Annotated in this window: 22 protein-coding genes; 7 read left to right on the top strand and 15 right to left on the bottom strand. The window is 73.6% G+C overall.

Annotated features, from left to right (window positions below):
* Position 1 precedes the first annotated feature (1 nt).
* Positions 2–547 carry a hypothetical protein gene (locus ACQEVU_RS02225; RefSeq protein WP_433319722.1) on the bottom strand — a complete coding sequence of 182 codons (546 nt, stop codon included), beginning with the start codon at positions 545–547 and terminating at the stop codon, positions 2–4.
* Between ACQEVU_RS02225 and ACQEVU_RS02220 the strand changes: the two genes are divergently transcribed.
* The 3 genes from ACQEVU_RS02220 (at position 540) to ACQEVU_RS02210 (ending at position 2,871) form a co-directional block, all read left to right on the top strand.
* A complete protein-coding gene (locus tag ACQEVU_RS02220; protein ID WP_433319719.1) occupies positions 540–1,109 on the top strand; it encodes a phosphatase PAP2 family protein in 570 nt (189 codons plus the stop codon). The two genes, ACQEVU_RS02225 and ACQEVU_RS02220, sit on opposite strands and share 8 nt — an antisense overlap.
* Before the next feature lie 393 nt (positions 1,110–1,502).
* Positions 1,503–2,390, top strand: coding sequence for a methyltransferase domain-containing protein (locus ACQEVU_RS02215; RefSeq protein WP_433319716.1), 888 nt, complete (start codon positions 1,503–1,505; stop codon positions 2,388–2,390).
* Between the two features lie 22 nt (positions 2,391–2,412).
* Positions 2,413–2,871: a VanZ family protein gene (locus ACQEVU_RS02210; protein ID WP_433319713.1), complete on the top strand. Its 459-nt coding sequence runs from the start codon at positions 2,413–2,415 to the stop codon at positions 2,869–2,871.
* Between the two features lie 21 nt (positions 2,872–2,892).
* On the opposite strand, the gene ACQEVU_RS02205 is transcribed toward ACQEVU_RS02210, so the two are convergent.
* The 7 genes from ACQEVU_RS02205 to ACQEVU_RS02175 all read right to left on the bottom strand — a co-directional run bounded on the left by ACQEVU_RS02205 (position 2,893) and on the right by ACQEVU_RS02175 (position 9,981).
* Positions 2,893–3,549, bottom strand: a complete 657-nt coding sequence (locus ACQEVU_RS02205) for a lysoplasmalogenase family protein (protein WP_433319710.1) — start codon at positions 3,547–3,549, stop codon at positions 2,893–2,895.
* Positions 3,546–4,394, bottom strand: a complete 849-nt coding sequence (locus ACQEVU_RS02200; RefSeq protein ID WP_433319707.1) for a sterol desaturase family protein — start codon at positions 4,392–4,394, stop codon at positions 3,546–3,548. Before ACQEVU_RS02200 ends, ACQEVU_RS02205 begins: the two co-directional genes overlap by 4 nt.
* The gene (locus ACQEVU_RS02195) at positions 4,391–5,107 is read right to left on the bottom strand and encodes a FadR/GntR family transcriptional regulator (protein ID WP_433319705.1); all 717 of its coding nucleotides are present in this window, start codon (positions 5,105–5,107) and stop codon (positions 4,391–4,393) included. The genes ACQEVU_RS02200 and ACQEVU_RS02195 overlap by 4 nt, the downstream gene beginning before the upstream one ends.
* A gap of 75 nt (positions 5,108–5,182) precedes the next feature.
* Positions 5,183–5,821 (bottom strand): hypothetical protein, encoded by a 639-nt coding sequence (locus tag ACQEVU_RS02190; RefSeq protein ID WP_433319702.1) that lies wholly within the window; start codon positions 5,819–5,821, stop codon positions 5,183–5,185.
* 164 nt (positions 5,822–5,985) lie between these two features.
* A complete protein-coding gene (locus ACQEVU_RS02185) occupies positions 5,986–8,058 on the bottom strand; it encodes a M3 family metallopeptidase (RefSeq protein ID WP_433319699.1) in 2,073 nt (690 codons plus the stop codon).
* Positions 8,059–8,104: 46 nt separating this feature from the next.
* On the bottom strand, positions 8,105–8,719 hold the full coding sequence (locus ACQEVU_RS02180) for a hypothetical protein (protein ID WP_433319696.1): 615 nt from the start codon (positions 8,717–8,719) through the stop codon (positions 8,105–8,107).
* 68 nt (positions 8,720–8,787) lie between these two features.
* Positions 8,788–9,981: a citrate/2-methylcitrate synthase gene (locus ACQEVU_RS02175; protein WP_433319693.1), complete on the bottom strand. Its 1,194-nt coding sequence runs from the start codon at positions 9,979–9,981 to the stop codon at positions 8,788–8,790.
* A gap of 71 nt (positions 9,982–10,052) precedes the next feature.
* Between ACQEVU_RS02175 and ACQEVU_RS02170 the strand changes: the two genes are divergently transcribed.
* On the top strand, positions 10,053–11,294 hold the full coding sequence (locus tag ACQEVU_RS02170) for a homocitrate synthase/isopropylmalate synthase family protein (RefSeq protein WP_433319690.1): 1,242 nt from the start codon (positions 10,053–10,055) through the stop codon (positions 11,292–11,294).
* Positions 11,295–11,502: 208 nt separating this feature from the next.
* Here ACQEVU_RS02170 and ACQEVU_RS02165 read toward each other — a convergent pair whose 3' ends face one another.
* Entirely contained in the window at positions 11,503–11,703 is a 201-nt protein-coding gene (locus ACQEVU_RS02165; RefSeq protein ID WP_433319687.1) for a hypothetical protein, read from the bottom strand.
* A gap of 276 nt (positions 11,704–11,979) precedes the next feature.
* Between ACQEVU_RS02165 and ACQEVU_RS02160 the strand changes: the two genes are divergently transcribed.
* Entirely contained in the window at positions 11,980–13,182 is a 1,203-nt protein-coding gene (locus ACQEVU_RS02160) for a glycosyltransferase (protein WP_433334752.1), read from the top strand.
* A gap of 33 nt (positions 13,183–13,215) precedes the next feature.
* On the opposite strand, the gene ACQEVU_RS02155 is transcribed toward ACQEVU_RS02160, so the two are convergent.
* On the bottom strand, positions 13,216–14,160 hold the full coding sequence (locus ACQEVU_RS02155) for a glycosyltransferase family 2 protein (RefSeq protein WP_433319685.1): 945 nt from the start codon (positions 14,158–14,160) through the stop codon (positions 13,216–13,218).
* 127 nt (positions 14,161–14,287) lie between these two features.
* Here ACQEVU_RS02155 and ACQEVU_RS02150 point away from each other — a divergent pair, with 127 nt between their 5' ends.
* On the top strand, positions 14,288–15,676 hold the full coding sequence (locus ACQEVU_RS02150) for an FAD-dependent oxidoreductase (protein WP_433319682.1): 1,389 nt from the start codon (positions 14,288–14,290) through the stop codon (positions 15,674–15,676).
* On the opposite strand, the gene ACQEVU_RS02145 is transcribed toward ACQEVU_RS02150, so the two are convergent.
* Positions 15,648–16,388, bottom strand: coding sequence for an SDR family oxidoreductase (locus tag ACQEVU_RS02145; protein ID WP_433319679.1), 741 nt, complete (start codon positions 16,386–16,388; stop codon positions 15,648–15,650). The genes ACQEVU_RS02150 and ACQEVU_RS02145 overlap by 29 nt on opposite strands.
* Positions 16,389–16,707: 319 nt before the next feature.
* On the opposite strand from ACQEVU_RS02145, the gene ACQEVU_RS02140 reads away from it, so the two are divergent.
* Positions 16,708–18,054, top strand: coding sequence for a DUF1996 domain-containing protein (locus ACQEVU_RS02140; protein ID WP_433334750.1), 1,347 nt, complete (start codon positions 16,708–16,710; stop codon positions 18,052–18,054).
* A gap of 51 nt (positions 18,055–18,105) precedes the next feature.
* On the opposite strand, the gene ACQEVU_RS02135 is transcribed toward ACQEVU_RS02140, so the two are convergent.
* The 4 genes from ACQEVU_RS02135 to ACQEVU_RS02120 form a co-directional block, all read right to left on the bottom strand.
* Positions 18,106–18,624, bottom strand: a complete 519-nt coding sequence (locus tag ACQEVU_RS02135; protein ID WP_433319676.1) for a DUF4142 domain-containing protein — start codon at positions 18,622–18,624, stop codon at positions 18,106–18,108.
* A 60-nt stretch (positions 18,625–18,684) separates the two neighbouring features.
* Entirely contained in the window at positions 18,685–20,043 is a 1,359-nt protein-coding gene (locus tag ACQEVU_RS02130) for an SPFH domain-containing protein (protein WP_433319673.1), read from the bottom strand.
* Positions 20,044–20,202: 159 nt separating this feature from the next.
* Positions 20,203–22,518 (bottom strand): Hsp70 family protein, encoded by a 2,316-nt coding sequence (locus ACQEVU_RS02125; RefSeq protein ID WP_433319670.1) that lies wholly within the window; start codon positions 22,516–22,518, stop codon positions 20,203–20,205.
* A gap of 31 nt (positions 22,519–22,549) precedes the next feature.
* Positions 22,550–23,302, bottom strand: a complete 753-nt coding sequence (locus ACQEVU_RS02120; RefSeq protein ID WP_433319668.1) for a hypothetical protein — start codon at positions 23,300–23,302, stop codon at positions 22,550–22,552.
* Between the last annotated feature and the right edge of the window lie 154 nt (positions 23,303–23,456).

The following is a 23,456-nucleotide window of genomic DNA, read 5'->3' as shown; positions in this document are numbered from 1 at the left end:
ATCAGGGTCGGGCTCGGTGCATCGCCTGGATGGCATCGAGCCCGACGCGGACGAGGCTGAGTCGCATGACCGTCACCGCCGCGAGCGGGGACCCGTCGCTCACGGCGGGCCAGCCCGTGTCGAAGCCACCCACATCGACGCCGTCCGTATCGACGCCGTCCATGTTGACTCCGTCAATGTCGACGCCGTCCACGTCGACGCGGTCGACGCCGTCCACGTCGACGCGGTCGACGCCGTCCACGTCGATGCCACCCGTATCGACGCCGCCGGTGTCGACGCGGTCGACGCCACCCGTGTCGACACCGTCCATGTCGACGCGGTCGACGTCGTCCGTGTCGACGCCACCCGTGTCAACGCCGCCCGTGCCGACGCGGTCGACGCCGTCCGTGCCGACGCCACCCGTGCCGACGCGGTCGACGCCGTCCGTGCCGACGCCACCCGTGTCGACGTCGTCCGTGTCGACGCCGTCCGTGTCGATGCCTCGGCAGGCTGCGATCGGCGTCGCCGCCCTGACCGCCTTCCTGCTCGTACGCGGCGCCGTGGCCACCGACGGCCGGGCGCTCGGCAACGCCCACGCCGTCGAGGACCTTGAGCGCTCCACCGGCCTGCTGCGCGAGGACTGGCTGCGCGAGCACGCCACGACGAACGCCTTCGTGGCCGATGCGCTCGAGTGGGTGTACGCCTACGGACCCTGGATCGCCGCGGGCACCGTGCTCGTCTGGCTCGCCCGCCGCCACCCCGCCCTGTACTACCGGGCCCGCGACGCGATGCTGCTCACCGCCGCGGCCGCACTGTTCGTCTTCGTGCTGTTCCCGGTCGCCCCGCCCGACGGAGCCGAGGCGTTCGCCGCCCTGCCCAGCCTGCAGGCCGGCTGGGCGGTGGTCGCCGGACTCGGGATCGCCGCCGCGGGCCGCCGCGCCCGGGCCCGCGTCGCCGGCGCCGCCCTCGCCCTGACGCTGGCCGCCCCGGTGGTGCTGACCGGGCACCACTACGTGGCCGACGCGCTCGCCGGCGCCGCCCTGACCGCCGGCGCCTGGCTGTTCATCCGCGCCCGCCGCCCCGCCGTCCTGCGCGGCTATGCGGGCTGGGACGGCCTCGAGCTGCACTGAGCGGCGCGAGCCGCCCTGAGCAACGCGGACTGCCCAGCGCAACGCGGCCCGCACCAAGCAACACGGACCGCCCAGCACAACGCGGCCCCAACCAAGCAACACGGACCGCCCAGCACAACGCGGCCCGCACCGAACAACACGGACCGCCCAACACAACGCGGCCCGCACCAAGCAACACGGACCGCCCAACACAACGCGGCCCGCACCGAACAACACGGACCGCCCAACACAACGCGGCCCGCACCGAACAACACGGACCGCCCAACACAACGCGGGCCGACACCGAGCAACGCGGGTCGCATTGAGCAACGTGGGCGGCGACGAGCGACGCGGGGTGCACCGAGAAGATGGAAACCATGCACGCTGCGCGACGAGACGACTACCCTTTGCCGCATGGACCGCATCGACGCGGAGCACACGGGGTTCCCGGCCGACGTGATCCCGCTGCAGTACCAGGCGCTGCTGCTCGCCGACGACCGGCGGATGAGCGCGTTCGCCGAGGCCGTCGCGCAGGTCGTGACGCCGGGGATGCGGGTGCTCGACCTCGGCGCCGGCACCGGGGTGCTGAGCTTCTTCGCGGCCCGCCAGGGCGGCATCGTGACGGCGATCGAGCGCGAGCCGCGAGTGTTCGCCACCGCCCGCGACGCGCTGCGGGCGGCGACCGGCGACGCGGTGCGCATCCTGCACGCCGACGCCCGCGACTACCTGCCCGAGGAGCCGGTCGACGTCGTGATGTGCGAGATGCTGCACGTCGGGATGCTGCGCGAGCGGCAGGTCGAGGTGATCAACGCCTTCAAGCGCCGCTACCTGCGCCACATCGGCGGGCCGCTGCCCCGGTTCCTGCCGGAGGCGTGCGTGCAGGCCGCGCAGCCGGTCGAGCAGGACTTCACCTACTTCGGCTACACGGTCCCGGCGCCGGTGTTCCAGTTGCCCGAGAGCATCCAGCCGCGCACCGTCGAGGCCGCGCCGCCGCAGGTCTTCCAGCAGTTCTTCTACTCCGAACCGCTGCCGCCGCGGTGCACCGCCGACCTGACGTTCGTGGCGGAGCGGCCGGCGCTGGTCAACGCGGTGCGGCTGGTGACGAAGAACCTCCTCGCGCTCACCTACGACCCGCCCGGCAGCGTCGACTGGACGATGAACTACCTGGTGGTGCCGCTGGCCGAGCCGGTCGAGGTGCTCACCGGCGCCGAGGTGCGCATCCGCTTCGACTACGTCCCCGGCGACGAGATCACGGTGCTGAGCGACCACCTGCGCGCCAACGTTCCGGCCCACGCGCACTGAGACCGTCCGCTACGGTCGCGGGATGGCGATCGACCGGCGGCGGCTGGGGCTGTACGGCACCATCGCCGGCACGGCACCGTGGGTCGTGCTGATCCTCATTCCGACGTCGGCGCCGCGGCGGATCAACCTCAACCCGGTCCGCGGCCTTGAGGGCGTGCTGCTCAACGACCCGCGCGACGCGGTCATCCAGATGGGCGGCAACCTGGCGGTGTTCGCCGCGTTCGGGGTCTTCGCCCCGATGCGCTGGCGGCTCGGCGTCTGGGCGGTGACCGGCCTGGCCGCACTCTCCTCGGCCGTGCTGGAGACGCTGCAGTACGTCCTGGACCTCGGCCGCGTCACCGCCCTCGACGACGTCATCGTCAACGCCGCGGGCGCCCTGATCGCTACGCTGCTGGCCCGCCGCTGGCACCTGGCCCGGCCGGCGGCACCGCAACCGCCGCCGGAGCAGGCGGCCGGACCGCGGCCCAGCCGGTCGCGATGAGCGCGGCGGGCGCCCTGATCGCTACGCTGCTGGCCCACCGCTGGCACCTGGCCCGGCCGGCCGCACCGCAACCGCCGCCGGAGCAGGCGGCCGGACCGCGGCCCAGCCGGTCGCGATGAGCGCGAGCGCCGCGGCGTAGGTGGCCATCACCACCACGTCCCGGCCGGGGAAGTCCATCCCCGCCGCGCCCGCCCCGATGAGCAGGTCGGAGCCGAGGAACAGCGCCCCGCCGAGCCCGACCCGCGCGGACACGCCGGTCGCCGCGCACGCCATCGCCGCCAACGCCATGCTGTACCCCAGGATCGGCCCGCGCAGCGCCCCGAGGTGCCCCCAGAGCAGCGCGTTCAGCCCGGCCCACAGCACCGCGTAGCCGGCGACCGCGGCCACCCTGGGCCGGCCGGCCCGCACGAACGCGATCAGCAGGCACACCTGCGTGCCGAGGAAGCAGGCCATGCCGGCGAGGAACGGCAACCGGCCGGGAATGAGCAGCACCACGTCGCCCGCGGTCGCGAACACCAGCCCGGCCGTGACCAGGTCGCGCCGCCCCGCGAGGTACCAGATGAGCAGCGGGGCGAGCAGCGGCTTGGCGGCCCACTGCAGCGGCGTGACGCCGGCCGCCACGGCGGCCAGTTCGGCGACGGCGGCGACGCCGAACAGGGCCAGGGCCGCGCGCCTCATGCGGCGGCCGGTGCCGGTCCGGGCGACGGCCGCCAGCCGGGCCGGCCGAACACGAAGCGCAGGGCGTCGCGCCGGCGGGTCGCGCCGCGCACGTCGGACCAGATCGCCGCGTACTCGTGGGTGGCCACCCGCAGCGGGTTGTAGGTGGCGATGTTCTTCGTCAGGCCGTAGCGCACCCGGGCCCGCTCCGGCTCGAACGAGCCGAAGATCCGGTCCCAGATGATCAGGATGCCGCCGTAGTTGCGGTCCAGGTACTCCTCGTTCGCCCCGTGGTGCACGCGGTGGTGCGACGGGGTGTTGAAGAACCACTCGATCGGCCGCCACAGCCGCCCGACCCGCTCGCTGTGCAGGAAGAACTGGTACGCCAGGCTGATCGACTGCTGCAGGAACACCATCCACGGCGGGATGCCCAGCAGCGGCAGGAACAGCCAGAACGGCGTGCCGGTCATCGGCGTCCAGCTCTGGCGCAGGGCCGTGGACAGGTTGAAGAACACGCTGGAGTGGTGGACCACGTGCCCGGCCCACAGCAGGCGCACCTCGTGGTGCAGGCGGTGGAACCAGTAGTACGCCAGGTCGTCGGCGAAGAACAGCACGAGCCACGTCCACGGGCTGTGCGGGTCCATCCGCAGCGGCGTGAGCACGTACAGGCCGGCGAACGCGACGGCGACGAGGATCTTCCAGGGCACGCCGATGATCTGGCTGCCCAGGCCCATCGACAGGCTGGTGGCGGTGTCGCGGACCTCGTAGCCGCGCTCCTCGTCGTCGGGCAGGAAGCGGTACGACACCGACTCCAGCACGATCAGCAGCAGGAACGCCGGCACGGCGTACAGGACGGCGGGGATCATGCGTCGATCTGCCTCTCACGGGGGTGTGTGATGGGGGCGTTGAGCAGGGCCCGGGCCTGGGCCTCGGCGGCGGCGGGGTCACCGGCCGCGATGTGCTCGCCGAGGCGGCGGTGCCCGGCGACGTCGACGAGTTCGGCGGTGCGCCGCCCGGCCGGCACCCGCCCGACGGCGAGCGCGCCGCCGACGAGGCTGTTGAAGGCGAGCAGGTACGCCACGTTGCCGGCGCCGAGGATGATCTCCCGCCACAGCGCCAGGTTTGCCTCGCCGAGGCGGTCCAGGTCGGGGCCGGCGGCGGCATAGTGCTCGACGGCGGCGAGGACGGCCGCGCGGGCCTCGGGGGTGGCCCGTTCGGCGCACCGCCGGGCGGCGTCGGCGCCGAGGCAGGCCCGCATCTCGAGCATGTCCCGCACCAGGGTGGCCAGGGGCAGCACGTCGGCGTCGGCGGTGAGGGCCATCGCGAGGTCCAGGCCGGCGTGGCGGCGCCAGTCGAGCACCCGGGTGGCGCCGCCCTGGGCGACCCGGACCAGGCCGAGCTGCTGCAGGCGGCGCAGTGCCTCGCGGACCGCGTGCCGGTTGACCTCGAACACGGCGGCGAGCTCGCGCTCGCTGGGCAGCGCCGATTCCGGCGCGTACGCCCCCGCCAGGATCGCGTCGCGGACCTGCGCGAACACGTGGTCGGACACCGAACTGCGGCTCGCCGGCACGAACTCCATGCCGGCAGTGTGCCACTCATCAACTGGTTGGACCAGTCCCGCAAAGCGCCGAGGCGCGGGGTGCTGGGCGAGGGGTCAGCCGCCGGCGGCGGTCAGCGCGTCGACGATCTTCTGGGCGTTGGTGGCGTGTTTGGCGTACGCGCTGGCGAACGCGCTGCGCTGGACGGCCTGGGCGGCGTTGGTGACGCTCATGTTCTGCCACCCGCTGACCTTGGTCAGCTTGGTGTAGAACTTCGCCGACGCGAACGCCGGGTCCATAAGCTGCTCCGGTGTGCCCCAGATGCTGACCCGCTGCTGGAAGATCCCGACCGAGTCGTAGTTGGTGCCGGTGCCCTCGTGGGGCAGCTTCATCGACGCCGGCACCTTCGGGTTGGCCAGGTTCTTGAGGTACGTCTCCTGCAGCGCGGTGGCGATCGCGACGACCATCGCCCGCTCCGGCAGGTTCATCTGCCGGGCCACCTCGACCACGATGAACGCGTTGTTGGTCTGCGCCTGGGTCAGCCCGGCGACCGGCTTGGGCGCCAGCGCGGCGCCCGGCAGCGCGGCCTGCGCGGCGCCGCGCGCGGCGTTGGCCCGGGCGTTGGTCTCGTAGAACTTGGCCGCGTCGAAGTTCGTGTCGTCGGCGACCGCCTCGGGCTGCTCCGGGAAGATCGCCCACGACACACCGACACTGATCAACGAGGCGACCAGGCTGACCACCGCGAGCAGCGCCATTCTGCCGATGTGCAGACGGCGTGCAGCGGCGCGCCTGCGCCTCGGTTTTTCCTGGGGGGTGGCGCCACGCACCGCGACAGCTTACGAACGTGGCGCCCGTACCGAAAGGCGGGATCCCCGGGTAAATCCGGGCTTTAACAAAAACTAAGGAATGTTACGGACGGTCACGACGTCGCCGCGCCGGTCAGGCCGCGACGCTTGAGCAGCGGCTCGATCCGCGGGTCGCGGCCACGGAACGTGCGGTAGACCTCCATCGAGTCGGCGCTGCCGCCCCTGGCCAGCAGCTTGTCGCGGAACGCGTCGCCGCTGTCGCGGTTCAGCCCTCCGCGCTCGGTCAGCCAGTCGACGGTGTCGGCGTCGAGGACCTCGCTCCAGATGTACGAGTAGTAGGCGGCGCTGTACGCGGCGCCGCTGAAGATGTGGGCGAAGTAGGTGGTGCGGTACCGCGGCGGCACGAACGGCGTCGCGACCCCGGCCTTGGCCAGCGCCGCCGCCTCGAAGGCCACGACGTCGTCGACCGCTTCGGCCTCCTCGACGCTCAGGGTGTGCCAGGCGAGGTCGAGCAGGGTCGCCGCCAGGTACTCCGTCGTGGCGAACCCCTCGTTGAACTGCTCGGCGGCCTGGAGCCGGTCGACGATCTCCTGCGGCAGCCGCTCGCCGGTGCGGTGGTGCAGCGCGTAGTGCTCGAGGACCTCGGGCCACAGCATCCACACCTCGTTGACCTGCGAGGGGTACTCGACGAAGTCGCGGGGCACCCGGGTGCCGGCGAACTTCGGGAAGTACACCTGCGAGAACAGGGTGTGCAGGGCGTGCCCGAACTCGTGGAAGAGCGTGCGGACCTCGTCGAGGGTGAGCAGCGTCGGCTCGCCGTCCGGGGCCCGGTTGATGTTGAGGTTGTTGACCGCGACCGGCGCGGTGCCGAACAGCCGCGACTGCGCGACGAGGGCGTTGGCCCACGCGCCGCCGCGCTTGGACTCGCGGGTGAAGAAGTCGCCGACGAAGAGGCCGAGCGGAGCGCCGTCGCGGTCGAAGACCTCGAAGACGCGGGCGTCGGGGTGGTACGCGCGCAGCTGCGGCCGCTCCTCGAAGCGCAGCCCGTAGAGGCGGCCGGCGGCGTAGAAGACGCCGTCGCGCAGGACGCGCTCCAGCTCGAAGTACGGCCGCAGCTCGGTCTCGTCGATCGCGTAGCGCTCGCGGCGGATGCGCTCGGTGTAGTACGCCCAGTCCCACGGCTGCAGCGCGAACTCGTCGCCGATCACGGCCTGCAGGTCGTCGGCCTCGGCGGCGGCGTTCGCGGTCGCGGCCGGGACGAGCTTGGCGAGCATCTCCTCGACGGCGGTGACGGAGCGGGCGGTGTTGTCGGCGATGTTGTAGGCGGCGTGGTGCTCGTAGCCGAGCAGCCGGGCGCGCTCGGCCCGCAGCCGCACGATGCGCAGCACGAGCCCGGTGGTGTCGTTGGCGTCGCCGCGGGAGCCGCGGGTGACCGACGCGGTGTGCAGCCGCTCGCGCAGCGCCCGGTCGCGCAGGGCGGCCAGCGGCGCCTGGGCGGTGGGCAGGACCAGGTTGAGCACGAACTTGCCGTCGAGCCCGCGGTCGCGCCCGGCGACCGCGGCGGCGGCGATCGCGTCGGCGGACAGCCCGTCGAGCTCGGCCTCGGTGTCGACGACGACGGCGCTGGCCTTCATCTCGTCGCGCACGAGGTTGCCGAAGTCGGTGGCGAGGGCGGCCAGCTCGGCGTTGATCTCGCGCAGCCGCCCGTGCTGGGCCGGCGAGAGCTCGGCGCCGGCCCGCACGAAGTCGGTGTGGTAGCGCTCAAGCAGCCACGCGGACTCCGGATCGAGCCCGAGGGTGTCGCGGCGCTCGTAGAGCTCGCGGATCCGCCGGTACAGCCCGGGGTCGAGCATGATGGCGTCATTGTGCGCCGACAGCTTCGGCACGACCTCGGCCTCGATCTCCTGCAGCCGCGGGTTGGTGTCGGCGCTGGTGACGGTGAAGAACGCGGCGGAGACGCGCTGCAGGATGCGCCCGGAGCGCTCCAGCGCCACGAGCGTGTTGTCGAAGGTCGGCGGCTCAGGGTCGGCGGCGATCGCCGCGACCTCGTCGCGCTGCTGCGCCATGCCCCGCTCGAACGCCGGCAGATAGTGCTCGACCTCGATGCGGTCGAACGGCGGCAGCTCGTACGGCAGTTCGCTCGGCGCGGAGAACGGGTTGGCGGAGAACGGGTTGTCCGTGGTCACCTACCGACTGTATCGGCCCCGGGGTCGCGGCACGGCCCCTGCCGAGTCAGCCGCTGCAGCCGCGCTGGAGGGTGGCCGCGGCGAGCATGGTGTGCGGATCGAACTGCGTCGTCCACGCGCCGCCGTCGCCGGTGACGACCTCGACCGTGCCGTCGTCGAGGAACCGCGCCGAGCGCAGGACGTCCGCCGGCTCCGCCTGCTGCTCGACCGGGCGGCCGAAGCACGCGAGCGCCTGCGCCGACTCGCGGCTGCGCAGCCCGGCGCGGGAGCGGATCCGCAGCACGTCGCGGACGTAGGTGAAGCCGGCGTCGTACTGCAGGTCGACGACCTCGAAGCCGCCGCCGGGCGAGACGGCGAGCACCGTGGTGCTGCGCGGCGCCCCGTCGGTGGACAGCCCGTAGACGGCCGAGACTTGCACCCCGCCGACGCACAGCGCGGCGGCGAGCAGCAGCGCGGCGGCGGCGACGATGCCGCGGGCGACCCAGTCGCGCACGACGAGCCACACCGCGATGCCGATGAACAGCGGCGCGACGAACAGCGCCGCGGTCACCGCCGACGGCGAGCCGAAGGGGCGCAAGTGCACCAGCCGCCAGGGGTTGTAGGCGGCCAGGATCGTGCCACCGGCCAGGATCGCCGCGACCGCGCACAGCACGGTCGCCAAGGTCCAACGTCGCTGTTGCCGCATGGCCGTCCCCCGCTCCCGAGGGCACGATCATAGGCGCATGTGCATCATTCGAGGGGTCCCGTGTAGGCGGCGCGCAGGCGCAGGCGGGTCGGGCGGGCGTACTCCTCCATGGCGTGCGCCAGCCAGCCCACGGTCCGCGCGACGGCGAAGACGGCCTCGCCGGCCCCGCGCGGCATCCCGGCCAGGTGGGTGAGCAGCCCGAGGGCGAAGTCCACGTTGACGGCCGGCAGCCGGCGCCGCCGCGCCTCGTCGAGGATCGCCTCGGCGACGGCCAGGCGCGGGTGCTCCGGCACGGCCCGCCGCACCCGCTCGAGCAGGGCGTCGCCGCGCGCGTCACCGGAGCGGTACACGGCGTGGCCGAAGCCCGGGATCCGCTCCCCGCGCCGCAGCCGCTCGCCGATCAGGGCCGGCGCCCGTGACGCCCGGTCGATCTCGGAGAGCATCGCCTCGACGCCGAGCGAGGCGCCGCCGTGCAGCGCACCGGAGACCACGCCCAGGCCGGCGCTGACGACCGCGTACGGGTCGGCCCGCACCGAGGCGCCCACCCGCACGGCGAGCGTCGACGCGGCCAGCTCGTGGTCGGCGAGCAGCACCATGGCGAAGCGCAGCACGTCGGCCAGGCGCGGGTCGGCCCCGTAGCCGCCGAGCTTCTGCCACAGCCGCTCGTGGACATTGCCCTCGGCGCCGTAGGGCGGCAATGCGTCCACCATTCCGCTGATGAGCCCCTGGCCGACGAGCACCACGGCGGCCGGTTCGAGGTTGAGCCGCACCCGGTCGGCGACGGCGAGCGCGCTCACGATGAGGTGCAGCCGCTCCAGCGGCAGGACGTCGCCGGACAGGCTGCGCTGCGCGGACTGTGCCGCCATGACGGCGTCCGGCGCCGATGCCCAGGGCTCGGCGTCTTCCGGTTCGGGCTCCTGGCCGGTCCACAGGAACACCGCGACCTGTTCGAGGCTCCAGCGGTCGGCCAGGGCGATGGCGTCGCGCCCGCGGTAGTAATGTCGGTCGTCGCCGAGCATCGTCACGGACGACTCGATGACGAGCTCGGTGCCGCCCGGTGAGCGGCGCGGCCGGCCGTGCTGTGCGACCCGGTCGACGTCGCGGGGGTCGAAGACGCTCCGGCCGTCGTCGGTCTTGCGGCGGATCAGCACGCCGCGGCTGACGTAGGAGTACAGCGTCGCGGGCTTGACCCCGAGCCGCCGCGCGGCCTCGTCCGCACCAATCCAGGCCGCAGCCATCGGAACCCCCTCATCAACGTTGATTTCAGTCAACATTGACACCTTCTCGTCCACATCGTCAATCTGGATCCATGTCGACCGCAAGCAAGCCGCGCATCCACTTCCTCGACGTCACGAACCGGGACGGGGTGCAGACGGCCCGGACCGGGCTGTCCAAGTTCGGCAAGACGATGGTGAACTTCTATCTCGGCCGGCTCGGCGTCGCGCAGTCCGAGATCGGCTTCCCGTTCCTGTTCCACGAGGTGCCGTACGTGCGGGCCCAGACCGCCCTGGAGCGCGCCGGCGCGTTCGGCGGCCTGCGCCTGTCCGGCTGGTGCCGCGCGGTCGCCGCCGACGTCGAGGCGTCGGCGGGCCTCGGGCTGCGCCACTACAACCTGTCGATCTCCACATCGGACCAGATGCTGCAGAACAAGTTCCGCGGCCGGCTCGACCGGGGCGCGCTGATCCGCGAGATGACCGCGGCCGTGCGGGCGGCCAAGGACGCCGGCGCGCAGACCGTCGGCGTCAACGCCGAGGACGGCTCCCGCACCGACGAGGGGTTCCTGACCGAGTTCGCGCTCGCCGCCCGCGAGGCCGGGGCCGACCGGCTGCGCTACTGCGACACGATCGGCGGCGACACCCCCGGCCGCATCGGCGAGCGCTTCGCGAAGCTGGCCGGCGCGACCGGCATGCCGATCGAGACGCACTGCCACAACGACCTCGGCATGGCCGTGGCCAACTCGCTCGCCGGGGCGTTCGGCGACCTCGCCGCCGGGCAGGACGCCTGGATCAACACGTGCGTCAACGGCATCGGCGAGCGCTCCGGCAACGCCGACCTCGTCTCGTGCATCCTGGCCCTGCGCCACGGCTTCGGGGTGCCGGGCGACGCCGAGATCGGCGACCCGCTGGACCTGTCGTGGGCGCGCCGCTTCGCCCGCTGGGCGGCGTACGCGTTCGGCCAGCCGCTGCCGAACAACCAGCCGGGCGTCGGCCCCAACGCGTTCGCGCACGAGTCGGGCATCCACGCCGACGGGGCGCTGAAGGACCACCGCAACTACGAGCTCTACGACGAGGACGTGCTCGGCCCGTTCCCGGCCGAGCGGCACGAGCGGGCCGGCCGGATCGTGCTGACCGGCGAGTACGGCGGGCTGGCCGGCTTCCGCCACGTCATGGACGACCTCGGCGCCGAGGTCACCGACGAGTCGCTGACGTTCCGGCTCGTGCAGCTGTGCAACGCCGCGACGGGGCGGCCGCTGACCGACGACGAGCTGCGCCTGATCGCCGCGTACCCGAACGAGCTCGCGCTGCTGTACCCCGGCTACCTGGCCGACTAGACCCAGCCACCTGGCCGGTCAGAACAGCACTCCCGCCGGCCGGTTACAGCAGCATCCCGCTGGACCGGCAGGTGCCCGGCCGCGACCGGCTCGCTCGCGTCCCACGACGGCCGGCGGGCCATGCGCCGTCCGGGCCGGCGCGCCGCCGGCCCGGCGCGCCCCGCGCGGCGGACCGTTTGCGGTTTGCGGCAGGTCCCGTTCGATGCGGCTAGAACAGCATCCCGTGCTCGACGATCCAGCCGAGGTGCAGCGTCTCCTCGTGCGTGAACTCGAGCAGCACGATGTCCGAGAAGCGCCGCGACACCTGCATCGGCGTGAAGCGGTGCACGGCGCACTCCATCCACACCGGGATGGCGGCGGACGGGTTGGCCAGGACGACGTGCTTGCCGCAGCGGTGCGCGTTCCCCATGCCGGCCAAGCTATCCACGGCGCGGAGCGTTTTCCCACCCGGGCAGCCCGACACCGTCGTACACCAATTGGAGGAGGAGGCGGCGCCGCCGTCCACTATGGACCGCCAGGTTCGGCCGGCGTTCGACTGATGTACATGTTCGGTCAAGCCGGACGAAACCCGGCGCATCGCGCGACACCGGTTCCCATCTCGTGATTTCCCCGAAACGCACAGTTCACCGCAGAAACGCCGTTTCGGCAGGACAGAACGACCAGGGCGGGTCATGATTTGCCCGTGATGAGCCACCTGCGCGTGATGTCGATCTATGAGGGCTTCTTCTCGGGCGGCGCCCGGGCCCTGCACACATCGGTCGTGGCCGGCCTGCACACCGGGGGCGGGCAGCACCACTCGGTGCTGAGCATCTACAGCGCCATGCGCCGCGAGACGATCCTGCAGCGCATGCAGGACGACGCCGGCTACCGCGCGCTCAGCGCCGCCGGCGTCGAGGTCCGCTCCCTCGTCCGGCGCGTCGGCGGCGACACGGCCGCCCGCCGCACGTTCACCGCCGCCGAGGCCGCGGCCGCCTTCGCCCACGCCGAGCGGGCCGACATCGTGCTGTCGCTCAAGGAACAGCCGCTGCGGCTGGTCAACCTGCCCGGGTTCCCGCGCAAGCCGGTCGTCGTGTGCCTGCACCGCTCCGACCCGCAGAACCAGGGCAGCGCCCTCGCGGACTTCCGCACCGCGGTCGCCGACGGCCGCGTCGCCGCCGCCGTCTGCTGCGCCGAGTCGACCCGCGACGCCTACGCCGCCGCCGGCATCCCGTCCGGGCTGCTCAAGGTGATCCCCAACGGCGTCGACCTGACCCGCTTCCAACCGGTCACCGGCCGGCGCCGGGCCGCGCTGCGCCGCGCGCTGGGGGTGCCGGCCCGGGCCGAGGTGGTCACGCTCGCCGCGCGCTACGACCCGATGAAGAACGTCCCGCTGTTCCTCGCCGCCGCCCGCCGCTATCTGGAGCGCGCGCCGCACGGCCACGTGCTCGTCTGCGGCGCCGGCATGACGACGGCCAACCCGGAGCTGTGCGGGCTGCTCAACGACCTGTTCGACGACGAGCCGCGCTACCTCAACCGGCTGCACCTGCTGGGCATCCGCCGCGACATGGAGGCGGTCTACGCCGCCACCGACGTCGTCGCGCTGACCTCGGTCAGCGGCGAGGCCGCCCCGCTGTGCCTCATCGAGGGCGCGATGTGCGGCGCGGTGCCGGTGTCGACCGACGTCGGCGACACCGTGCGCATCGTGGCCGGGCACGGGCTCATCACGCCACCGGAGCCGGACGCGATCGCCGCCGCGTGGGCGGAGGCCGTCGAGCGCCGCGACGAGTTCGCGCCCCGCCTGCTGGCCGGCCGGGAGCGGTTCAGCCACACGCGGATGATCGCCTCGTACGCCGGCGTCATCGAGACCGCCCACCGCGACGCCGGCCTCCGCGTCCCCGAACGCCTCTAGACAGCCATCGCCAGACAGTTACGGCTCAGACGGCTATCGCCGCAGGCGGTGCAGGCGCGCGTACCACCCGGGCACGGCCAGGATCAGCAGCACACCCGCGGCGACCGCCCACAGCCGATGCCGCGCGGCCGCGGCGACGTCGGCCAGGCGCAGGTCCCGCCGCACGATCTGCACCACCGACGCGCCCGCCCGCGCCCGCGCGGCCGCCTCGACGACCGACATCGCCCCGGCCCGCAGCCGGAAGTGCAGCAGCCCCGCCGTCGACGCGCGGCCCGGCTCGGCGGCCAGGACGGCGCACGCGTCGAGCACGCCGGTGTAGAGGTCGAGCACCCGTGGGGAGCCCGCGACGGCCGGCCGCGGTCCCCGCGGCGCGGGGACGGGCGAGCCGGGCACGGTCACGAACGCCACCGCGCGGGCCCGGCGCAGCAGCCGCGCGCAGATCGCCACGTCCTCGTGCGGCCGCCCCGGCGGGAACTCCAGGCCGTCGAAGAGCGTGCGCCGGATGAGCTTGCTGGACAGGTGCGCCCGGATCCGCTGGAACAGGAACTGCTCGACCGCCTCCGGCCCGGCCCAGACGCCGCCGGTGCCCGCGCTCCACGCCGCCCCCGTGGCGTCGGCCACGACGATGTCGACGTCCTGCGTCGCCGCCGGCGCGAACGCCTCGAGCTGGCCGGGCGGCACGGGGTCGTCGCCGTCGACGAACCACACGAAGTCGCCGGCGGCCGAGGCCAGGCCGGTGTTGCGGGCCATGGCCCGGCCCAGGTTCACCGGGTGGCGCAGCACCTGCACCGGGAACGGCGCGTCGCGCAGCAGCGCGCCGGCGACCTCCATCGAGGCGTCCGGCGAGGCGTCGTCGACGACCGTCAGCGACACGCGCAGGCCGTCGGGCACGCGCAGGGCCAGCAGTGCCTCCAGCGCGCGGCCGACGTGCCGCTCCATGTTGTACACCGGCATCACGATCGAGACCGAAAGCGTCACGCACGGAGCGTATCAACGAGAATACGAACAGCTACCAACAAAGGCCCCAAAACGGGACGTACCACGTCCGGGCGAACGGCCGGCCGGCAACTCTGGCGCAACGTAGCCGGCCGATAACCTTCGGTGCATGAGCGAGGGTGCGACGCGGGTCGCCGTCATCGGGGCCGGGCCGGCGGGCGCGACCGCCGCGTACTGCCTGGCCAAGGCGGGCGCCGAGGTCGACGTGTACGAGGCGTCGGGCGGCGTCGGCGGCATGGCCCGCTCCATCGAGCTGTGGGGCCAGACCGTCGACATCGGGCCGCACCGCTTCGTCAGCAGCGACCAACGGGTCAACGAGCTCTGGCTGGAGGTCATCGGCGGCGACTACGAGATGGTGCGGCGGCACTCCCGGGTCCTGGTCAACGGCCGCCTGTACCACTACCCGCCCCGCCCCCGCGAGGCCCTGGCCGCCCTCGGCCCGCTCGAGGCCGCCCGCTGCCTGGCCTCGTACGCCGGCCGCCCCCGCGACCCGGGCGGCACCTTCGCGTCGTGGGCCACCGCGCGGTTCGGCGAGCGCCTGTACCGCCACGGCCTCGCCGCCTACGCCGAGAAGATCTGGGGCCGGCCCGCCGAGGAGCTCGACGCCGAACTGGCGAGGCAGCGCCTGGGCGACCCCGCCGAGCACGCCGGGGAGTTCCCGCACCCGCGGCAGGGCACCGGCGAGGTGTACGCCCGCATGTGCGAGCACGTCGAGAAGCAGGGCGGCCGCGTGCACCTCGACACCCCGGTCGCGCGCCTGGTGCTCGACGGCGACCGGGTCACCGGCGTGCAGCTCAACAGCGCCGAGATCGTCGAGCACGACCACGTGGTGTCCTCGATGCCGCTGACCGCGCTCGCCGCCCGCCTGCCCGGCGTGCCGGAGGAGGTCGCCGCGGCCACCGCGCGGCTGGCGTTCCGCAACAGCGTCGTGGTGTACCTGCGCACCACCGCGGAGTCGGTGTTCCCGGACACCTGGCTGTACGTGCCGGGGCCCGAGCTGCGCGCCGGCCGCATCACGAACTTCGACAACTGGGTGCCGTCGACCAAGCGCGGCGAGCGGGAGACCGTGCTGGCCCTGGAGTACTGGTGCGACCCCGGCGACGACTTCTGGCGCTGGGACGACGAGCGCTACGTCGCCCTCGCCCGGCGGGAGCTCGCGAGCACGGGCCTGGCCGAGGCCGGCGAGATCATCGACGGCGAGGTGATGCGGGTGCCGAAGAGCTGCCCGGTGTACCGCCGCGGCTTCCGCGACGACCTGCGCGTCATCGCCGGCCACCTGCGCCGCCTCCGGGGCCTGCAGGTCATCGGCCGGTACGGCGCGTTCCGGTACAACAGCCAGGCCGACAGCATCCTGATGGGCCTGCTGGCGGCGCAGAACGTGACGGCCGGCGCGGGTCATGACCTGTGGTCCCTGGACGGCCACGACCCGCGGGCCGGCGGCACCCGGATCACCGCGACCGGGCTGGCCCCTACGCGGCCCAGCCCCCGTCGGCGTTGACGGTCGCCCCCGTCACGTACCCCGCGCCCGGCGAGGCCAGGAACGCGACCACGTCGGCGATCTCGCCGGCCTCCGCGTAGCGGCCGAGCGCCGTCAGCGCCGCCATCCCCGCCGACTCCGGCCGGTCCGCCCGGTTGGCGTCGGTGTCGGTCGGCCCCGGATGGACCAGGTTGACGGTGATGCCCTTCGGCCCGAGCTCGCGCGCCAGCCCGCGGGTCAGCCCGGCCAGCGCCGTCTTCGTCAGCGCGTACAGCGCCAGCCCCGGGAACGGTGCCCGCTCGGCGATCTGGCTGCCGATGCTGATGATCCGCCCGCCGTCGCCGAGGTGGCGCTGCGCCGCCCGCACGGCCGTGTAGGGCCCTCGCACGTTGACCGCGACCATGCGGTCGAACTCGTCCGCGCCGAGCTCGCAGAGCGCTCCCGCGGCGAAGTACCCGGCGTTGTTCACGAGGATGTCGAGGCGCCCGAGCAGCTCCGCCGTCTCGTCGACGGCCGCCGCGACCGCCGCCGGGTCGGCCGCGTCGGCCTCGATCGCGATGGCCCGCCGGCCCCGCTCCTTGATGTCGCAGACGACCTCCGCGGCCCGGTCCGCGCCGGTCACATAGGTGATGGCCACATCCGCGCCGCGGGCCGCGAGGGCCCGGGCGATCGCCGCCCCGATGCCCCGGCTGCCGCCGGTCACGAGGGCCACCTTGCCATGCAGTTCGTTCATGTCGACAGCCTCGCCGGCGCCCGCGGCCGGGTCTGGCGGCGATCGGACGTGTCATTCGGAGTGGAGAGCGCTCTCCATCCGCGCTTTAAATTCCCCTGTTCTCCGTCCGTTTCGTGCGGGTACGCCGGATCCGGCACGGCGCACGTATTGACGGACCGACCGACCGGGCGCACCATTTGGAGAGCGCTCTCCGAGAGCGCGCAGCCGGACCGCCACCGGCGAACGGCACCCGCCCACACCCCTGGGAGCTGCATTGAGTAAGAGACGGCTCAGAAGAATCGTGATCCCGGTCGGGATCACCACCGCGGTCGTCGCGTCGATGGTCGTCGGCGCGATCCAGCTGACGAACGCCGACGCGGCCACCGCAACGCTGCTGTCACAGGGCCGGCCGGCCCTCGCCTCGTCGACCGAGCTCGGCGAGTCCCCGGCCGCGGCCGCCTTCGACGGCAACAACTCCACCCGCTGGAGCAGCCAGTGGAGCGACCCGCAGTGGCTGCGGGTCGACCTGGGATCCACCGCCACGGTCTCCCAGGTGGTGCTGCAGTGGGAGGCGGCCTACGCCAAGGCCTTCCAGATCCAGACCTCGGCCGACGGCAACGCCTGGACGGACATCTACAGCACCACGACGTCCACCGGCGGCACGCAGACGCTCAACGTGAACGGCACCGGCCGCTACGTGCGCATGTACGGCACGCAGCGCGGCACCGGCTACGGCTACTCGCTGTACGAGTTCAAGGTGTACGGCGCGTTCACCACCACCCCGCCGTCCACCGACGGCCCGGGCTGGGTGCCGGCCAACCCGCCGGTCACCGGCGTGGTGCCGTCGACGGCGACCCCGCCCCCGACCAACCCGCCGACGACCCACCACGAGTTCCAGGCGAACTGCTCGGTCAGCCGCAGCAACCTGCAGGACGACCCGATCGTCTTCTTCGGCCTGCCGGGCGCGTCGCACTTCCACACGTTCATGGGCAACACGACCACGAACGCCAACACCACGCTCGCGTCGCTGCAGGCCGGCGGCACCGCGTGCATCACGCCGGGCGACAAGAGCGCCTACTGGATGCCCACCCTGCTCAACGGCGACCAGGCCGTGCAGCCGGTCGGCCGCCAGGTCATCTACTACAAGAGCGGCGTGATCGACTACCGCAGCGTCCGCCCGTTCCCGGCCGGCCTGCGCTACGTCGTGGGCAGCCCGTCCGCGACGATGGCCGACTTCCAGAACAACCCCGGCCACGTCGAGGGCTTCGAGTGCGGCGACATCACCAAGCAGTGGGACATCCCGGCCAACTGCGTGGCGGGCAGCCAGCTCAACGTCCGTCTCCAGGCCCCGAGCTGCTGGGACGGCACGCACCTGGACTCCCCCGACCACAAGGCGCACATGGCCTACCCGGTCGTCGGTGTCTGCCCGCCGGACCACCCGGTGGCCGTGCCGATGATCGAGTTCAAGATGGCCTGGCCGGTCTCCGGCAACATGGCCAACGTGCACTTCTCCAGCGGCCGCGGCTACTCGTTCCACTACGACTTCTACAACGCGTGGGACGCCCCGACCCTCAAGGCGCTGTCCGACCACTGCATCAACGGTGGCCTGCAGTGCGACCCCCGCGGCTTCGACCAGTACAAGCCGGACCGCGGCGCGGCCCTGAACGAGAACTACGTCCTGCCCTAACGACCTGACGAACACGCGGCCCGCCCGGGATGCCCGGGCGGGCCGTTGCGTTCAGACCACGCTGCAGTTGAGGCCGGTCAGCGCGGCCGAGATCATCCGCTCGTGCTCCTGCAGGGTCGGCAGCGTCTGCCGGGCGAAGGTGACCAGGTCGGGGTTGTCGCCGTGCGCGGCCTCGGCCTGGAACAGCCCGATCGCGCCGACGTGGTCGAGGTACGCGGCCGGCTCGTACGAGCAGTCGAACGCCTGCCCGTTGAGCCGCGACCAGTTCGTGACGATGTGCTGCTGCGACGGGTTGAGCCCGTGCGGCACGGTCGCGCCGCCGGCCTTGGTGGCGATCGCGGCGAGCTGGTTGTCGATCCGGGTGTGGTCGGTGACCATCCGCGCCCCGAAGGCGCGCACGGCCGGCGAACCGCCCCGGGCCTGCGCCAGCTGGCCGCCGGCGACCTCGAAGTTGCCGCCGTAGCCGGCGGCCGTGATGAACGCGGAGTCCTGCTGCGACTGCTGCGGGGGCGCGGCCAGCGGCGCGAGGACCAGGGTGCCGGTCAGGGCCGCGGCCACGAGTGATGGCATTGGCATGACCTGTCCCATTGCCCGCGGCGCGGCCCGGAAACGTGCCCGGCGGCGGCAAGGTCAGCCGGTACGCCGCAGCGCGTTCACCACCGTGGTCAGCTCCGCGATCAGCCCCGCCACGCTCGTCCCGTCCGTCCCGCCGATGTTCACCGCGCGCAGCTCGGCCGGCTTCGGCAGCTTCTCCACGATCGCCGGCAGCCGCTCGATGAGCCGCGCCTGCAGCGCCTCGGCCGACTGCTCGTTGTCGATGCCGGCCCGCAGCCGGACCCGCTCGAGCTCCAGCAGCGCCTGCTCGTGCGTACCCTGCGACCGGGCCGCGGCGAGCGCGATCTCGGCGTCGGCGGCCAGCCGGGTCAGCTCGGCCTCCCGCTCGATGCGCAGCCGCCCGATCTCGGCCTCCTCGGCCGCCCGCTCCCGCTCCAGGGCGAGCGCGTGCCGGCTCGTCGCGTCCTGCAGCTCGGCGAGCGCGCGGGCGTCCTCCTGCTCGCGCTGCGAGCGGCGCAGCGCCTCGGCCGTCTCCCGGTCGAACTCCAGCGCCGCGTTGCGCGCCCGCTGCTCGGCCAGCTCCCGCTCGCTCTCGATGCGCTGCTGCTCGCGCCGCCGCCCGGAGGCGAGCTCCCGCTCGGCCACCGCCTCCTCGGCCGCCAGCTCGGCCAGCCGCGCGATGCGCCCCTGCTCCGAGCGGTACGGCTTCTGCAGGTTCTCCCACAGCCGCGACGAGCTGACGACGGCCTCCTTGATCTGCACCGTCACGATCCGCAGCCCCAGCCCCTCGTCGGCGCTGCCGGAGCCCTCGGCGACCGCGCGCAGCCGCGCCGTGAGCTCCTCGATGATCGGCTGCTTGTCGCTGAGCACGTCGGCCACGCCCATCGTGGACACCTTGTCCTTGATGGCCGCCTCCGCCTGCTCCTTGAGCTGCAGGTTGACCAGCCGCATCGGGTCCTCGGCGTCGCCGAAGTCCAGCCGCCGGTACGCCGTGGAGAAGTCCTGGATGATCCACTGCACGTAGGCCTGCACGAGCACGCCCTGCAGCTCGCGGCAGATGCAGTACGCGTTGATGAGGATCGTCTGCATCGCGCCGGGCACGACGAGGTACGAGTCGGTCGCCGGGTTGTACCGGAACGAGACGCCGAGCCCGACGTGCAGCGGCTCGTCCCGCCCGCGCCGCGTGTGCACGACGAACGCGTTCGGCGGCACCAGGACGGTCTTCCACCGCCCGAACCCGGTCACCCGCACCTCGACCGCGTTCGGCGCCGGCTGCGTCACCACGCCGCCGCCGCGGCCGCCGCCCCCGCCGCTCGCCGCCTGCGCCATCGGCGGCATCGCGGACGGCGGTGCGCTGCGCTTCGAACGCAGGTCGGCCTCGAGCCGCTCCTGCTGCTTGACCACCTGATCGAGGTACGTGTTGGTGTTCGACATCCCGCCGGCCTCCTCAATGTCCGCAGTGGACGGTTGCGGCCCCAGTCTGCCAACCCGGTTCAAACCCTTGATGTATCCATGGCTCGGGTCCGTGCAACGCACGACCGTTCCTCCCGCGAGGAATCCCGGCGTCCGTGGTGCCAAGAACAGAACCGGCCCTCAGCCCCCGTTGCCGCTCGAGGCGGTCGGGCAGCCGGGCCCCGGCGTGCACTTGGGCGGCGCCGACGTCTTCGGGCTCGCCTCGAGCGCCCCGACCCACAGCGTGACCGTCCCGTTCTTGGCCACCTGCTTGTTCGCCTTGGGATCCTGCGCGAGCACGTGCCCGACCTGGTCCGCGTCGCTCGTCGTGCGCTGCTGGGTGCGGATCGTCCCGTCGAACCCGGCGTCGCGCAGCTGCTCCTTGGCGTAGTCGATGTACAGCCCGCTGAGATCCGGCATCGTGATCGTCTCGGCCCGCTGCGTCGTGGCCTGCGCCCGCGTCGTCGTGCTCGTCGCCGTGGCGGTGTCGTCGCCGCCCACCGCCCCGCCGCCGTCCTGGCTCGGCGCGTCCCCGGTCGTCGTGTCCGGTGTCGGCGTCTCGCTGGTCGCCGCCGGCTTCTTGTCCAGCTGCACCAGATAGATGGTCGTGCCGGCCCCGGCGAGCGCGATGAGCGCCACGACGACGAGGATCGCGTTGAGCAGGTTTCCCCGCTCCCGCCGCGGCCCCCGCCCGTCGGTCAACGGCGGCCCGGCCGGGCTGGCGGGCCGCACCGGCGCACCGGAGCGCCCGTCGTCGTACACCGGAATCACCCGGCTCTGCGGCCCCGGCGAGACCGGCACAGCTGCCGCATACGGCACGGCCATCGGCGGCGGCACGTACCGGTTGACCGGCGGCGGCGCCTGAGGTGTGACGGTCGGGAACTGCCCCGTCTGGTACAGCGTCCCCCTGGCCCCGGGCGCCCCTGACACCGGCACCCCGGAGACCGGCGCCGCCGGCACTCCCGACACCGGGGCACTGCCGACCTCGCGGGCCGGCGCACCGGAGGTGGGCACGCTCGACACGGGCGCACCGGGCATACCGGAGACCGGCTCGGCAGGCATTCCAGACGTCCCGGGCACCGGCTGACCGCCCTCGGGCCACGCCGGCCACGCCGGACCACCGCCATCCACCGGCGGCGCGGCCATACTCGCCGCAACCGGGTTCGAATCAACCGGGTTCGCGGCAACGGGGTTCGGGGCGATCGGACTCGGCGGCGGGACCGGGGCGTTCGGCGAGATCGGCGCCGGCGGGCTCTGCGCGGCGGCCATCGAGGCGTACGGCGCGGCCGCCGCCGCGGCGGCCGGCCACAGCGGCCCCTCCCCCGGCGCCCCCGCCCCGTCCCCCGGCGCCGCCGAGAGCGACAGCAGGCACCCCTCCGCCACCACGATCTCGGGCTGCTCGGTGATCGTCGGCGCGATCCCGAGCGACCGGTGCAGCATCGTCGCCACGAGCGGGATGCGGCTGCCACCGCCGACGAGCAGCACACCGGCCACGTCGTCGGGCGCGACGCCGGCCTGGCGGATGAGCGCGGCGGTGGTGAACACGGTCCGCTCGAGCAGCGGCTTCGCGGCCGCCTCGAACTCGTCGCGGGTCAGCTGGGCGTCGACGTTGAGCGGGGGCGGCATCTGCAGGACCACCGCCGGGGCCCGCGACAGCATCTCCTTGGCCACCCGGGCGTCGTGCCACAGCATCCGCCGGTGGCGCAGCGACTCGGCGTCCTGCGCGTCGGCGAGCCGGTTCCACAGCTCGGGGTCGTTGGGCGAGTACCGCTCGCCGAGCCACCGCACGATCGTCGCGTCGATGTCGAGCCCGCCGACGTCGGTGAGCCCGTCGACGGCGACCGCCTCGAACCCGGCCGGGCGCCGCACGACCACGCTGGCGTCGAACGTCCCGGCGCCCAGGTCGTACACGACGAGGGCCTTGCCGGTCGGCACCTGCTGCCCGAGCACCGCGGTGAACGCGTGGGCGGCCGCGACCGGCTCGGGCACGAGCCGCGCCGAGCCCAGCCCGGCCCGCCGCGCCGCCTCGGCGAGCACCGCGCGCCGCGAGGTCCCCCACCCGGCCGGATGGGCGAGCGCCACCGCGAAGTCGTCGGAGCCGGCGACCCGCCGGGCCTCGGCGTACACGAACCGGAGCACCGCGGCGACGAGCTCGGTGACCGCGACCTCGCGCGCCCCGAGCAGGATGGCCTGCTCGTCGATGTGCTGCTTCGGGTTCGGTTCGAGCCCCGCCGGGTCGAACCGCGCGTGGTGCAGCGCGTCGCCGCCGACGACCAGCTCCCCCGGGCTCTCGGGCGCGGCCGATCCCGGCCCCGGCTTGGACGGGGCGAACACGGCGGACGGGAGCAACGGGTTGGCGTCGAACAGCAGCGGCCTGACCCGCCCGTCGGGCCAGCGCATCAGGGCGACCGTGTTCGACGTACCGAAGTCGATCCCGAGCCCGAAGGCCGGTGACATGGCCCCAATCGTAGTGCCGCGCGCCCCGCCCCTACGATCGCGTTTCGGACGGCGACGGTCGCAACCCGGACAGTTCTTCGTAGGCCGCCAGCACGACCGCCGTCCGCCCCTCGACCTCGGCGATCGGGTCCGCCCCCGGCTCCTCCACCGCCGGCGGCCCGGCGGCGAGCAGCGCCCGCACCCGCTCGGCCCGCTCGTGCCCGCGCAGCGAGGAGGCCAGCCGCCCGAGCGCCTCGACCCGGGCGGCGAACTGCGCCCCGAGCTCCCGTGCCCGCTCCTCGGCCACCTCGGCCCGCTCGTCGGCCTCGTCGCGCAGCTCCCCCGGCGCGAGCCCGGCCCGCGCGGCCCGCAGCTCCTGCGCGTACGCCGCCATGCGCGCCCGCGCGCTGATCAGCTTCGCCAGGTGGTAGCCGGTCAGCGCCAGTGTCGGCCGGATGTCCGCCGGCTCGGCCATCCCGCCCAGCCCCCGCCACCCCCGCCGGATCTCCCGCAGCAGCGAGGCCGCGCGCACCCAGTCCCGCGCCGCGTCCCCTTCGAGCCGGATCCCGCTGCCCATGCGGTACCGCACGAGCCCCCCGACCCCGAACACCAGCGCAACGGCGACCAGGAAGGCGGCGGCGGGCGCCAGCGGCCACAGCACGAGCCCGCACAGCGGCACCAGCCACACCCACCACCCGGCCCGCGGTTCGGCACGATCGGCTCGGAGCGGGCGAAGCGCAAGGGCGACCCGCCGCGGATCGCGAACCACGCACACGGTCCGCCGCCGCCGCTCGTGCCTGCCCATCGGCACATCATGCCGCACACCGGCCCGCCACCCGCATCGACGCGTCACGCTGCCGGGCAAACCACTCGCCGCCCCACCCGACGCCGCTCGGGGCGACCCGTTCGTGACCCTGAGTCCGCCCGGCGCCGCCGACCCAGCGAACCGGTTTACCTCC

This window comes from Dactylosporangium sp. CA-139066, assembly GCF_050936175.1.
Classification (GTDB): Bacteria; Actinomycetota; Actinomycetes; order Mycobacteriales; family Micromonosporaceae; genus Dactylosporangium.
This window is presented reverse-complemented; position numbering and strand designations above follow the sequence as displayed.

Coding starts and splice junctions, on each gene's coding strand:
- ACQEVU_RS02215 (WP_433319716.1), top strand. CDS start 1,503: ATGGACCGCATCGACGCGGAGCACACGGGGTTCCCGGCCGACGTGATC.
- ACQEVU_RS02210 (WP_433319713.1), top strand. CDS start 2,413: ATGGCGATCGACCGGCGGCGGCTGGGGCTGTACGGCACCATCGCCGGC.
- ACQEVU_RS02205 (WP_433319710.1), bottom strand. CDS start 3,549: ATGAGGCGCGCGGCCCTGGCCCTGTTCGGCGTCGCCGCCGTCGCCGAA.
- ACQEVU_RS02200 (WP_433319707.1), bottom strand. CDS start 4,394: ATGATCCCCGCCGTCCTGTACGCCGTGCCGGCGTTCCTGCTGCTGATC.
- ACQEVU_RS02195 (WP_433319705.1), bottom strand. CDS start 5,107: ATGGAGTTCGTGCCGGCGAGCCGCAGTTCGGTGTCCGACCACGTGTTC.
- ACQEVU_RS02190 (WP_433319702.1), bottom strand. CDS start 5,821: ATGGCGCTGCTCGCGGTGGTCAGCCTGGTCGCCTCGTTGATCAGTGTC.
- ACQEVU_RS02175 (WP_433319693.1), bottom strand. CDS start 9,981: ATGGCTGCGGCCTGGATTGGTGCGGACGAGGCCGCGCGGCGGCTCGGG.
- ACQEVU_RS02170 (WP_433319690.1), top strand. CDS start 10,053: ATGTCGACCGCAAGCAAGCCGCGCATCCACTTCCTCGACGTCACGAAC.
- ACQEVU_RS02165 (WP_433319687.1), bottom strand. CDS start 11,703: ATGGGGAACGCGCACCGCTGCGGCAAGCACGTCGTCCTGGCCAACCCG.
- ACQEVU_RS02160 (WP_433334752.1), top strand. CDS start 11,980: ATGAGCCACCTGCGCGTGATGTCGATCTATGAGGGCTTCTTCTCGGGC.
- ACQEVU_RS02150 (WP_433319682.1), top strand. CDS start 14,288: ATGAGCGAGGGTGCGACGCGGGTCGCCGTCATCGGGGCCGGGCCGGCG.
- ACQEVU_RS02145 (WP_433319679.1), bottom strand. CDS start 16,388: ATGAACGAACTGCATGGCAAGGTGGCCCTCGTGACCGGCGGCAGCCGG.
- ACQEVU_RS02140 (WP_433334750.1), top strand. CDS start 16,708: ATGGTCGTCGGCGCGATCCAGCTGACGAACGCCGACGCGGCCACCGCA.
- ACQEVU_RS02135 (WP_433319676.1), bottom strand. CDS start 18,624: ATGCCATCACTCGTGGCCGCGGCCCTGACCGGCACCCTGGTCCTCGCG.
- ACQEVU_RS02130 (WP_433319673.1), bottom strand. CDS start 20,043: ATGTCGAACACCAACACGTACCTCGATCAGGTGGTCAAGCAGCAGGAG.
- ACQEVU_RS02125 (WP_433319670.1), bottom strand. CDS start 22,518: ATGTCACCGGCCTTCGGGCTCGGGATCGACTTCGGTACGTCGAACACG.
- ACQEVU_RS02120 (WP_433319668.1), bottom strand. CDS start 23,302: ATGGGCAGGCACGAGCGGCGGCGGCGGACCGTGTGCGTGGTTCGCGAT.